9 protein-coding genes are annotated in these 12686 nt (G+C 71.4%); 4 read left to right on the forward strand and 5 right to left on the reverse strand.

Annotated features, from left to right (window positions below; all coding sequences use genetic code 11):
- Positions 1–28 precede the first annotated feature (28 nt).
- From AB0B89_RS04800 to pstC, 3 genes are all read right to left on the reverse strand, one after another.
- The gene (locus AB0B89_RS04800) at positions 29–823 is read right to left on the reverse strand and encodes a phosphate ABC transporter ATP-binding protein (RefSeq protein WP_358548280.1); all 795 of its coding nucleotides are present in this window, start codon (positions 821–823) and stop codon (positions 29–31) included.
- 64 nt (positions 824–887) lie between these two features.
- Entirely contained in the window at positions 888–2066 is a 1179-nt protein-coding gene (pstA, locus tag AB0B89_RS04805) for a phosphate ABC transporter permease PstA (RefSeq protein WP_358548172.1), read from the reverse strand.
- Entirely contained in the window at positions 2063–3067 is a 1005-nt protein-coding gene (gene pstC, locus AB0B89_RS04810) for a phosphate ABC transporter permease subunit PstC (RefSeq protein WP_358548175.1), read from the reverse strand. The genes pstA and pstC overlap by 4 nt, the downstream gene beginning before the upstream one ends.
- 333 nt (positions 3068–3400) lie before the next feature.
- Between pstC and AB0B89_RS04815 the strand changes: the two genes are divergently transcribed.
- The 3 genes from AB0B89_RS04815 to AB0B89_RS04825 are packed head-to-tail and all read left to right on the forward strand — an operon-like array spanning position 3401 to position 9783.
- The gene (locus AB0B89_RS04815) at positions 3401–5998 is read left to right on the forward strand and encodes a hypothetical protein (RefSeq protein WP_358548178.1); all 2598 of its coding nucleotides are present in this window, start codon (positions 3401–3403) and stop codon (positions 5996–5998) included.
- The gene (locus AB0B89_RS04820) at positions 5995–7467 is read left to right on the forward strand and encodes a sortase (RefSeq protein WP_358548181.1); all 1473 of its coding nucleotides are present in this window, start codon (positions 5995–5997) and stop codon (positions 7465–7467) included. Before AB0B89_RS04815 ends, AB0B89_RS04820 begins: the two co-directional genes overlap by 4 nt.
- Before the next feature lie 3 nt (positions 7468–7470).
- Positions 7471–9783, forward strand: a complete 2313-nt coding sequence (locus AB0B89_RS04825) for a hypothetical protein (protein ID WP_358548184.1) — start codon at positions 7471–7473, stop codon at positions 9781–9783.
- 27 nt (positions 9784–9810) lie between these two features.
- Here the strand turns inward: AB0B89_RS04825 and AB0B89_RS04830 are convergent, their stop codons facing one another.
- Together AB0B89_RS04830 and AB0B89_RS04835 are read right to left on the reverse strand one after the other, a co-directional pair.
- Entirely contained in the window at positions 9811–10689 is an 879-nt protein-coding gene (locus tag AB0B89_RS04830) for a sulfotransferase (RefSeq protein WP_358548187.1), read from the reverse strand.
- A 92-nt stretch (positions 10690–10781) separates the two neighbouring features.
- Positions 10782–11966, reverse strand: a complete 1185-nt coding sequence (locus AB0B89_RS04835; RefSeq protein WP_358548189.1) for a substrate-binding domain-containing protein — start codon at positions 11964–11966, stop codon at positions 10782–10784.
- Positions 11967–12267: 301 nt separating this feature from the next.
- Here AB0B89_RS04835 and AB0B89_RS04840 point away from each other — a divergent pair, with 301 nt between their 5' ends.
- Entirely contained in the window at positions 12268–12669 is a 402-nt protein-coding gene (locus AB0B89_RS04840; RefSeq protein WP_358548192.1) for a hypothetical protein, read from the forward strand.
- Positions 12670–12686: the final 17 nt, after the last annotated feature.

Consider the following 12686-nt stretch of genomic DNA (forward strand, 5'->3'; position numbering starts at 1 on the left):
TCCTGTGCTCCAGAAACTCGCGGGCGGCTCAGCCGAACCGGCCGTTGACGTAGTCGGCGGTCCTCGGGTCCTCGGGATCCGAGAAGATCTGCTCCGTGGGGCCCTGCTCGACGACGCGCCCCGGCTCGTTCTCGGCGGCGAGGAAGAAGGCGCAGTGCTGGGAGACGCGCTGCGCCTGCTGCATGTTGTGGGTGACGATGACGATCGTGACCTGGTCCTTGAGTTCGAGGATGGTCTCCTCGATGCGCCTGGTCGACGTGGGGTCGAGAGCCGAGCACGGCTCGTCCATGAGCAGGACGTCGGGGCTGACGGCCAGGGACCTCGCGATGCAGAGCCGCTGCTGCTGGCCGCCCGACAGGCCGCCCGCGGGGGCGTCCAGCCGGTTGCGCACCTCGTTCCACAGGCCCGCCCTGCGCAGGCTGGCCTCGATGAGCTCGTCGCGGTCGCGCACCTTGGTCCCGGTCAGCTTGAGGCCCGCCGCCACGTTGTCGGCGATCGTCATGGCGGGGAACGGGTTCGGCTTCTGGAACACCATGCCGATGCGGCGGCGCACCTCGGTGAGGCGCAGGCCGGCTCCGTAGATGTCGTCGCCGTCGAGCAGCACCGAACCGGCGAGCGTGGCGATCGGCACCAGCTCGTGCATGCGGTTCAGGGTCCTCAGGAAGGTGGACTTGCCGCACCCGGATGGGCCGATCAGCGCGGTCACGACCCCCGCGTCCATCTTGATGCCGACTCCTTCAAGCACCTTCCGCGAGCCGAACCAGCAGCTCACGTCCACTCCCTCAAGGACGCCGCCGGCGGGGCGGGCGTCCGCCTCGGGCATGGGCCGGGTGTGCTGGACGTCTGGCACGGTCATGACGTCCGTCCTCTCCGCATCGGATACGCCTTCAGCGGCCACGGCGCTGCCCGCCACGGCCGGGGAAACGGGCTCGGCGCCGCCCAGAGCCCGCGGAGCCCGCGATCCGGGCCAGCACGAACAGCAGCAGCACGACGACCAGCAGGATCAGCGCGCCGCCCCAGGCCCGCTCGACCTGGGTCTCCTGGGAGCTCCTGATCTGGGTGAACACGAACAGCGGCAGGTTGTCCTGGTGGCCGGAGAACGGATTGGTGTTCAGCACCGTCGTGCCACCCGTGGTCATCAGCACCGGCGCGGTCTCGCCGACCACGCGCGCCATGCCGAGGATGACCGCGGTTGCGAGACCCGCCCGCGCGGTCGGGAGGACCACCAGCAGCACGCTGCGCCAGTACGGCGCGCCGAGCGCCAGCGCGGCCTCGCGCAGGCTTCCCGGCACGACACGAAGCACCTGTTCCGCCGTGATCGTCACCGTGGGGAGCATGAGGATCGCCAGCGCGAGACTGCCGAGGATTCCCGACTGCAACCAGAGGTGCGGCTTGATCAGCAGGGAGTAGACGAACAGACCCGCGACGATCGAGGGCAACGCGGTCATGGCGTCGGCGACGAGCCGCACGGGACGGGCGAGGGGGCCCTGGATCTCGCTGAGGTAGACGGCGGTGAGCACCCCCAGGGGCACCGCGATGGCCGTGGCGAGCGCCAGTTGCTCCAGGGTGCCGATGATCGAGTGGAGGGCGCCTCCCTCGGTCGCCTTCGAAAGCGGGCCGACGATCTGCATGGTCTCGGTGAAGAAGTTCGGGCGCAGCACCTTGAGGCCCCGGTAGCCGACGTACCCGATCACGAACACGATCGGCGCGAAGGCGAACATCGCCCCGGTGCCGATGAGGACCGTGACCAGCCGGTCCTTCGCCGCCGGCCGGCCCTGGCCGTCCTTGGTCACCAGCCAGTGGATCGGCAGGAACAGCGCGTACCAGACCACGGCGAACGCGACCGGCATGACGCGGAACGGCAGCAGCCGCGTGAAGAGCAGCCACGTGAGGAAGAACGCGGCCACGAGCGAGCCGGCCGTCTCCATCATGTCCGTCCAGCGCCACGCCCTGGGGCGCCGTCTCGGCGGGACCTTCCGGGGCGGGCCGGCGCCGGCGTCCGTATCGGGCCGCCGTTCCCCGGTCCCCGAGGTGCTGGGCAGTGCCTTGGTCTCCGGCGCCGTCATGCGCCGGCTCCCGGTCGTGACCTGTTGGCCACCAGGGCCGCGAGGAAGTTGATGGCGAAGGTGACGAGGAACAGCGCGAGCCCGGCGGCCATGAGCGCGCTGAGGCCGAGCTCCTGCGCGTCCCTGAACTCGATGGCGATGCCGCTCGCCACGGTGATGCCGCCGTTCTCCAGGATGCGGGGTTTGATCTCGAAGGCGATCGAGAGGATGAGCGTCGCGGCGAGCGTCTCCCCGAGCGCGCGGCCGAGTCCGAGCATCGAGCCGCCGACGATGCCGCTCCTGCCGAACGGCAGGATGACCGCCGTGATCATCCCCCACCGGGTGCCGCCCAGGGCCAGCGCTCCCTCGCACTCGTGCCTCGGCGCCTGTGCGAGCACCTCACGGATGATCGAGGTGGTGATCGGTATCGCCATGCACGCGATGATCAGCCCCGCGTTGAACAGGGACCCTCCCGTGGCCGAGGCCTCCATCAGGGGCATCCACCCGCCGAACTGCGCGACGGCCCAGTCCTCGATCGGCTGGAGGAGCGGCACGAGCAGGAACAGGCCCCAGATGGCGAAGATCAGGCTGGGGATGGCCGCCATCAGGTCGACCAGCGACGTGAGCCCCCTGCGGAGGGACCGGGGGGCGTACTCGTTGATGAAGAGCGACGTGCACACCGCGACCGGCACGGTGATCACCATCGCCACCGCCGCGCTGACGAAGGTGCCGAACATCATCGCGGCGACGCCGAACTTCGGTGGCTGACCGTCGGGTGCCCATGGCTGCGTCGTGAGGAACGACAGTCCGGCCGTCCTGAGCGCGGGTAATGCCCCGATCAGCAGGAAGACACCGATGAGGGTGATCAGCACCAGGGTGGCCCCGGCGCCGGACGCCACGAAGGCCCGGTAGAGACGGTCGGCGTCGGTGAGGCGGGCTTCCAGCTTTCGCGGTTCCTGAGCGTGCGGCCCCTTCTCGGGCATGTCACTCGTGACCGACCCCTCGGGGCCAGTTGGCTGCACGTCGATCCCCTCGTAGGCGTGTGGTGAATGCGTGAGCGGGTTTCCCCGGTCAACTGCGTTTCCCGAGGTCCGTGGCCAGTGTCGAGCCAGGCCCATGGCCGGTGCGATAACGGCGCGTGAACGGGCGCGGGCACGTGCCCGACACCTTTCCTTCGCCATTCCACGGCCTTTTGGGGTTGTTTCCAGCGGCGGAATGCCGGATGAACGACGCCGGACGGCACCCCGACGAATGTCCGCAGCCATTGTCCGGAGGAAGTCCCGGACGCTTCCCTATACGGGGGGAACCGCGCGCGTTGACGCACGGCCCCCGTTCCTGGATATAGGAGAGCGGACGTGTTGCGACGTAGACGTTGGGCACTGCTGGCGGTCGCCGTGACGGGAAGCTCCGCCGTTCTGGCGGTCACCCCTGTCTCGGTGCAGTCCGCGGCCCGCGCCGCGGAGGAGACCCCCACGGTCGAGGTGTGGTCGGCCGACGGCGGCGCGAGGCTGGACGGTGTTCCCGCCCAGAAGCTCGGCGCCGCGCAGGAGGTGACCGTCCGCTGGAAGGGCTTCACGCCGAACTCGGCGGTCGTCCTCACCCAGTGCGTCGATCCCGTCCGAGCTTGGTCGGAGTACGACGGCGAGGCCTACGGCTGGAAGGACTGGCACCCCTTCCAGTGGTGCGCCCACCAGATCCGCCAGTCAGGCACCACCAAGCCGGACGGCACGGGGTCGGCCGTTTTGACGGTCAAACAGGGCACGATGACGCCCTCCACGGTGTACGAGAACGCCAGCGGCGGCGTGACGGCGAACTACCCCTTCACCTGCAACTCGCGGAACGCACCCTGCATCGTGATCGCGAGCGAGTGCGAGTGGCAGCAGCCGCTGAAGTACGTCACAACGCCGTCACCGGCGCTGCTTCCCCAGACGACGCCGCCGCAGGGCATCAAGGAACCCGCCCGCGCGGCCGCGAGCGGGGACCTCGGTTTCGCCGCCGGCGGCGACGGAGCACCGGTCACCGCCGCCGTTCCCGCGCTGGTGTCACCGGACTTCCCCACCGAGAAGCCGCCGCCCCCGCTCGACCCGATCACCGGCGAGCGCGTGGGCGACCACATCCACGGCAGCGGTGCCTCCAACGTGGTCACGGCCTTCGAGACCTGGCTGACCGACGTCCGCGCCCTGCCGAAGGCCGCCGACGTGAGCTTCTCGCGCACGACGTCCGTGCAGGGAGCCGGCACGCTCAAATCCGGCTTCCAGAGCGGGTTCGAACGCGGCGCCGACTTCTCCGTCACCGGGATCCCGTACGACCGTGACACGGCGGGGGGTGAGGTGGCGTACGCGCCCATCTCGCTCACCGCGCTCGCCGTCGCGAACGAGGTCGAGATCGCCGGCCGTCCGATCCGCGAGGCGCGCCTGACCCCCACCACCCTGGCATGGATGCTCGGCCAGGCCTCCGCGCCCGGGGGCGGTGCGCTCGCCTACCTCAACGACTACACCAGCGGCTGGAGCGCGCTGGGGCAAAGGTCGCTATTCAGCGTGGACAACCACGGCTGCGAACTGCCTCCCCGCGACGTCGTCAGCGTCTTCCGCCTCGGCCAGTCGGCCCAGAACCAGGTGCTGTCCTCGTGGCTCGCGGCTAACATCCCGGCCGACCTGTTCAAGCGTGAGTTCCCCAACAGCGATCCGGGCGGTCTCGAACTGCTCGCGGGCGCCGCGGGGACCCGTGGCACCCAGAGCGGCGCCGAGACCGCCCGGCAGATCGCGACGCAGTTCGGCGACCTGACCAAGCTCGACCAGTCGGGCAAGCCGGACCCGAACGCCAAGACGCTCAGGAACCAGAGGGCGGCCCTCGGCTACGTGGACATCACCGAGGTCAGGGCCCTCGCCGAACGGGGATTCCCGCTGGGGGTGTCCGCCCTTGCGAACGCCGCCGGGACGTACGTCAAGCCGACCAAGGAGTCGATCCTCGCCGCCTTCTCGTCGATGAGGAAGAACGACGACGGCACCTACACGGCGGTCTTCGACGACAAGGGGAACGCGGCGGCCTACTCCCTGCCGATGGTCCACTACATCGCGGTGCCGAAGGCCGACGCGAACGGCCAGAACCCGTTGCCCCTGGAGAAGCGCAAGGCGCTGTCGCTGTTCGTCAGGTACGCGGTCAGTGACAAGGCGCAGGCCCGGGTCGAGGAACTCGGAGGCGCGCCGCTTCCCCAGGCGCTCCGCGACCAGGCCGTCGCGGTCGCCGACATGCTGCTCATCACTCCCTCCCCGACCCCCACGCCGACGACGTCGCGGTCGAACACCGACGGCGGCTCGAACGGCGGCTCGAACGAGGGCGGGAACAACGGCGGGGGCGGCCGTTCGGAGAGCGGAACCCCCGGCCCCGAGGACACCGGCGCGGCGTTGCTCGACGGGAAGGCCACGCCGAAGCCGACGCCGGCCGTCACGGTCACGAAGACCCACCGTCCTCTCGCTGCCCCCGCCAACGCCGGGAGCGGCGCGAGCAGGACCACGGCCCCGCCGGGTGGCGGCGGTTCCACGGGCACGCAGCCCGTCGGCGGCCCCGCGACCACGGGGACGCAGGACCCCGGAGGGGCGCCCGCGGCGGGCCCGCAGCCCCAGCCGCAGCTCAGCCCGGTCGCCGGCAGCGGCTCGGCCCCCCAGCAGGTGGCGGACGAGGGCAGCGTGCGCGGCGGCACGATCCCGGCGCCCTCGTGGGTGATCCAGACCGGCATGCTGCTGATCCTCGGCGCGGTCGCCCTCTCGCTGGGAGGCACGTGGCGCGGTTACCTGCTGTGGCGTGCGCGGTCCAGACCGGCTCTCCCGGCCGCCACACGACCCGCCGCAGGCCCCGCCCCCGGCGTGGGCCCCATCCCCGCCACGACCACGGCACCCGGCGTGAACGCCGCCCCCACTGTGACCATGCCGCCGGCATCGGACCCGCGCCCATGACGCCGCTGGACACCACGGGCGGACCGGCGCCGTACGCGGGGGCCATGGAACTGGCGGACCAGGCCATCCAGAGGCTGGAGGAGATCGTCTCCCGCGTCTCGGGCACCGGCGACGGAACCGGGCACGCGAACGCCCTGGTCCTCGCGGGTTCGGCGTCGGTGCTGCTCGGACAGCTGGAGCTGACCGTCGCGCCCGGCGACGGCGCGGGCAGGGCCTCGGCCGCCACCCTGCGCTCGCGCTACGACACCGCCCTTTTGGCCCTTGGATCGGCCTCCGCTCCCGCGCGGCCACCGGCCCCCCAGCCGTACGGCGCGGCCCCGTGGGTTCAGGTCGCCCCCGGGCAGTGGGCACAGCTCGCCCCGCCCGCCATGGTCCCCCCGTTCCCCGGAATGCCACCGGGGTACGGGCCACCGGCGGGGTACGGGATGCCCGGGGGGCACGGGATGCCGCCGGGATACGGTCCTCCAGCGGGGTATCCCGCCGCGCCGGTCCACACCGCGCCCTCGGCGTACGGCATGCCGGGGCCCGGCGTGGCGGCGCCGTTCGTCCCGCAGGCACCCGCCACCAAGCGCCGCAGCCTGCGCGCTCTGGTCGACGGGCTCCCCCCGGAGATTCGGCGGCTCGGCGGCGTCGCGATGACCGGGCTGACCGTGATGGGCGCGCTGCTGGTCGCCTTCTCGCTGTACGGCTCCCTGTTCGGCCACCTGACCTACGAGCGGAACCAGCGGGTCATGATCGACCAGCTCAACGAGAAGTTCAAGGTCGCGGCGGCGATCGCCGCCGCGCCCGTCGCCGGGGACAAGAACCTCGCGGCGATCCCGGCGCGCGACGAGCCGATCGCCCTGCTGGAGATCCCCGGCATCGGCGTGCGCGAGGCCGTGGTCCAGGGCACCGGCACCGCCGAGCTGAGGTCGGGCGTCGGCCACTACCGCCCTTCGCCGATGCCCGGCCAGGTCGGCAACGCGGTGCTGGCCGGGCACCGGAACCTCTACGGCGCCCCGCTGGCCCGCATCACGGAGCTCAAGCCGGGAGACAAGGTCGCCGTCACCACGCAGGAGGGCCGGTTCACCTACACGGTCGAGACCACGATGCGGGCCAGGACCGGTGAGCAGGACTTCCTCTCGCAGGCGACGACCGTCAACCGGCTCACGCTGCTGACCACCTCGGATGGGGACCGGCCCGGAGGCCGGCTCGCCGTGGTCGCCAGGCTCGACGGCCAGGCCGCGTCCCTGAAGACCCACGACGACGGCGGGGTCACGGTGGACGAGCTCGGCCTCGGGCGCGACCCCTCGGCGTGGTGGCCGACCCTCGGGTGGGGCGCGGTGTTCTTCGGCGTGCTCAGCGGCACGCTGGTGCTCTACCGCCGGTGGCGCCGTACGTCCACCTACCTGATCACCACTCCGGCACTGATGGCCACGGCACTGATCTGGTTCGAGGCACTCGCGCGCCTGATCCCTTCGACGTTCTGAACCGTGGAGGCCACCATTCGCCGCGGCAGGCTCGCGTTCACCCCGAAGACGGCATGGGGGCTCGCCGACCAAGCGCTGGCCAGCGCGAGCAGCATCGCGCTCACCGTGGTCGTCGCCCGCGAGGTGGACATCTGGGCGCTGGGGGCGTTCGCGGTGGCCAACACGTTCTACATGATCATCCTGGGCTTCTCGCGGACGGTCGTCTCCGAGCCCCTGCTGGTGCGGTTCAGCCACGTCAGCGCGACGGAGCACCGCCGGGGCACCCGGCAGTCGACGGGGCTCTCGCTGGTGATCGGGCTGCTGGGCGGCGCCCTGCTGCTCGCCGCCTGGCCGATGTACGGGGACGCGGTGGCCGAGGCGATCGTCCCGCTCGCGATCTTCCTTCCCGGGCTGCTGCTCAAGGACGCCTGGCGGTTCGCGTTCATCGCCGCGGGCCGCCCCGGGCAGGCCATGCTCAACGACCTGATCTGGGCGGGCGGCCAGGTCGCGGGCGTCGGCTGGGTCCTGCTGTCGGGCCGTCCCGGCCTGGGCGGGCTGGTGACGGCCTGGGCGGCCTCGGCCGCCGTCGCGGCGCTCGCGGGATCGGCGCAGGCCCGCCTGCTGCCCTCCCCCCTGGGCGCGGGCGGCTGGATCCGCGGGCACCGCGACCTGCTCCCGGCCTACACGGTCGAGTTCCTCGCCCGCGCCTTCGGCCGCAACCTGGCCCTGCTGGCCGTGGGCTGGGTCGGCGGGCTCCCCACGCTGGGCGCGATCCGCGCCGCCGAGGTGGTGTACGGCCCGCTGAACGTCGTGCTCCAGGCCGGCAGCCTGGTGGCGATCCCGCAGGCGGTGGGCGCGGCGAGACGTTCCCTCGCGACACTGCGCGCCACGGTGGTCGCGCAGTCGGGAGCGCTGACAGCGCTGGCCGCCTGCTACGCGGCGCTCACCCTGGTCTTCCCCGACGGGCTGGGGAAGGCCCTGGTCGGCGGCTCGTGGGCCCAGGCGCAGGCCGTGCTCCTCCCGACGGCCCTCATCTACGCCGGCGTGGCCGCCATGACCGGGCCCATCGTGGGCCTGCGCGCCCTGGGCGACAACCGCCGCAGCCCAGCGGTGCGCCTCGCGCTCGTACCGCTCACCATCGGCTGCGGCGTGGCCGGGGGCCTGCTGGGCGGGGCGGTGGGGGCCGTGACGGGCCTGGGCCTCGCCAACCTGGCCGGGGCCGCGCTCTGGACCAGGCAGTTCCACAACGCCCTTGTCAAGCCCATCCAACGACCCTCCCGAGGAGACACGATGGAACTCTCGGAATACGGGCGACGGTATCGCGGGATCATCCTTCCGCTGGCCGCCATCCCCATCGTCGCCGCGCTCGGCGGCGCGAGCTGGACGGTCGTCCAGCCCTCCACCTACCGGCACGTCGTCGAGCTGCAGGTGGCCGCTCCCTCGGACACGGCGGGCCCCGCCGTCTCCGAGCAGAGCATCGCCACCTTCCGCACGCTCGTCACCTCTTCCACCGTGACCGCGAGGGTGGTGCGCGAGACGGGCGCGGACGCGGACGCGGTGGCCGGGGGGCTGTCCACCACCAGGCTCGACAACGGCAAGGAGCGCGGGGCCGTGGTCCAGGTGGTCTTCTCCGGGACGGACGCCCGGCAGGCCGCGGTGATCACGAAGGCCGCCGCCGTCGCCGCGTTGGACGAGCTGATGCGGCCCTACGTCGAACGGGCCAGATCAGACACGGAAGGGGCGAAGCGGGCCGCCCAGGACCGGGCGAAGGCCCTGACGAAGGCCATCAACAAGAACGGGCTGGCCCCCGACCAGTACCGGGTGCTCTACGCGGAGATCACCCGGCTGCGATCGGAGCTCACGGCGCCGACCGGGGTGCGTGACAAGGCGGAGATCCTCCAGGCGATCGACGATCGGCAGAAGCAGCTGACGCGGCTCACGCGGGACATCGTGCCGTTCATGTCGGCCCAGAACGAGGCCGACCAGGCGAACCGCTACCTCATCCAGGTCCAGCAGAACCTCCGCCAGGCCGAGGCACGGCTCGCCCAGTCCAAGGCGTCCATGACGCCGGTGACCGCAGAGGGGGTGGAGGTCGGGAAGGGACCGCTCGCCGCCCGCGCGGCGGCCATGGCCGCAGGGATCGGAGCCCTGCTCGCGGTGGTCATCTTGGTGCTGCGCGAGCTGCTGCGCCAGCGCCGTCCGGTCGCCCACCTGAGCCCCTCCCGCCGCGTCTCGGCCATGCGCGTGGCCTCCGGCCCCCCGCGCGTCGAGGTGTCCCCGGGCGACGTACGGGTGATCGAGCGGAGCGACCGCGCCGACCAGCACCGGCTCAACTGAGAGCCCCGGCCCGTCTGGCTCGGCCGCTCAAGTCGCGTAGCCGGACCGTACGAGGTGGGCGGCGAGCGAGCGATCGAGCAGGTCGACCTGGTCCGGGGTGAGGTCCCGGCGGAAGGCGTCGGTGCGGCCCGCGGCGAAGGTGTGCCTGGCGAACCCGCGCTCGAAGCCGGCCGTCCAGGACAGCCCGAGGAAGTCCAGGATGATCTCCAGGTGTCCGCGCGGGTCGGCGACGACGTCCTCGTAGCGCACCTCCAGCCACACTCCCGCGGGCAGCGACTCGCGTGCCAGGTCGTAGGCGTCGATCAGGTGCTTCCACGCGATCCCGGCGAGGTGGACATGGGACCGTCCCGCGTCGTCCCACTCCCGCCGGTACGGCTCCGGCAGCGGGCCGAAGTGCCAGCGATCAGGGCCGAGGTGGCCGCGCCACCAGGGCATCTGCGACCACGAGTTCGCCACAGCCCGCCCGTCCCTGACGACGTGGACGAACCGCGCCCCTGGGAAGACCTCGCCGAGGAAACCCGCCCTCGGCCAGCCGGTGAGCTTGTGGAGGTAGGCGGGAGCGCCCTCGGCGGCGGCGCGGGACTCGAAGAAGGCCCGCGTGCGGGCGGCGAGCCACGGTGTGACGTCCGAGGCGAGCAGGTCGCGGAACGGGTCGACGAGCAGGGGGGACACCTCGCGGGCGAGCGCGGAGTACGCCTCGGACGGCGCGTAGCGAAGGCGGCCCTTGGCGGTCAGCCGTGGCGGCACCCTGCGGTAGATCGCGCCGCTGCGCCGGCGCACCCAGCGGGGACAACGGGCGTACCGGTCGTCGAGGTTGGAGACGAACCCCACGTCCGGGTGCCGGGCCAGCACCTCGTGGACGAGCGTCGAACCGCAGCGTCCGGTGCCGACGATGAAGCCGTACACGGGGTCCTCCTTGGAACACGGGCAGGGAACACGCCGGAACCGGGCCAGGCTCGCGAGAGCCTGGCCCGGAGGGGTGTCGCGAGCCGGCTGTCTCAGTTGACGTCGAAGGTGACGCACTTGTCGCCGGTCGGGCGGATCTTCACGAAGCCGTTGGCGGCGATGGCCTGGTCGATGGCCACGCCCCAGTTACGGTCCACGTTGCTGTTCTGGATTCCGGGGTTGGGGTCGCCGGCGGGCTTGCTGTGGAGGGCGTTGGGCTTGCACAGCCAGCCGTTCGGGCCGACGTAGCCGGCGATCCAGGGCGGGCCGTTGCGGCGGATCACGTTGAACAGGGTGCGGTTGAACTGGTAGGTGCCGTCCTGGATGGTGGTGGCCGACGGGGCGACGCCGCCCACGCTGACCAGCGCCGTGCCGCTGAGGCTGCAGTCCGCCTCACCGGTGCTGTACTTGCCGTACGACAGGGCCCAGATCGAGCGGCCGCGGTCGGCGGTGCCGAGGTTGTTGATCGGGGTGCAGTTGTTCTCGAACAGGGGCTGGCCTCCGGTGGCGGAGACACAGGTGTTCGGGTCGCCGCCGAGGAAGGACGACCACGCGGAGTAGGTGCCGGAGCTGGTCTGGATGCCGTGGACGAGGATCGGCGCGTTGGCCCCGCCGAACTCGCTCCAGTTGCGGGTGCAGCCGCCGGGGCCCGTGCCGAGGAAGATCTCCTTGAGCTGGGCCACCGACAGGTTGGCGACGGCGTCGGACGCGCCGCCCTTCCACTTGGGCACGGCGATGGCGTCCTTGGCCCAGCCGACGTAGGTCAGCGGGTCCTGGGCGTTCTTGCACTCGCTGGGAACGCTGGCCGGAGCCGAGGAGGACCGCGCGTAGCTGTAGTAGATCGTGCCGGTCAGGCCGTCGTTCTCCTGGCACAGCATGCGCAGGCCCGCCGAGGAGCCCTGCGGGAAGTGCTCGACCGCCATCTCGTGGTCGTAGTTCTCGGTGGTGACCGTGTTGGTCGTGTCGGCGAGACAGGTCCACTGCGGGGTCGCCGGCGGGACGGTCAGGTTGCAGCCCGGCGACTGGTTGAACAGCTTGTCCAGGTCCTGCATGGCGAAGTAGGTCGTGTCCGACCCCGCGCCCGTCATGGTGAAGTTGAACTTGCCGTCGGAGAAGGGAGGAAGCGCCGAGGCGGGAAGGGCGAACGCGCAGACCGCGACGATCATCGTGATCATCGCGACGGCGCGCCTGCTCACACTTCCCATGCGGGACTTCCGGTCATGGATTTCGCTGGACATGAATCCTCGATCCTCTGGAAACACCGAGCCGCGGTTGAGCCCGAGCATTCCGACGCGAGGAGCGGGAGTGTTCGGCGCGGCACCACAGGGATCATCAACGCGGCCCGGCTCGCCGCCAACCAACTTCGCGTGTCCGCCACGAGAACACGAGGCCATAAATGCGCATATTCCGGATTCTTCTTTTCCTTCCATGACTTTGTGGATTGTTTACCTTATAAGCACTTTACGGATGATGGCTCGGCATTTCGCGGCTGGATAGTGCCGTCCTATGAGACGACGGCTGATCACAATGTCGATGGCGATGAGCGGCCTTCTTGCCGTGACCGGATGTGCGGTCGGCGCCCAGGAGCGGCCCGTCCCGGCGCGGGTGCGCGAGGTGACCTCCTCCCCGCTTCCCCGGGCTGCGTCGGACCAGATCGCCGCGGGCGGAACCGTGCGCGTCACGCCGAAGGGACCGGTGCCCCACCAGCTCGTCGCGGGCACCGGTGAGACGATCACGTGGCGCAACGAGACCGCGAAGACCATCTCCGTACGGCTGATCGACGGCAGCGAACCCTCGGGCGAGGTGAAGCCGGGGGGTTCGTACACGCACGTCTTCGACACGGCGGGATCGTTCGCCTACCGGATCGGGAAGTCCGGCGACCCGGCGGGTGTCGTCGAGATCCTCCCCCACACCGACGGGACGCCGGTGACCGGTCCCTGACGAGCCTGCACCGCCGT

This window comes from Sphaerisporangium sp. NPDC049002 (assembly GCF_040649355.1).
Lineage (GTDB): Bacteria > Actinomycetota > Actinomycetes > Streptosporangiales > Streptosporangiaceae > Sphaerisporangium.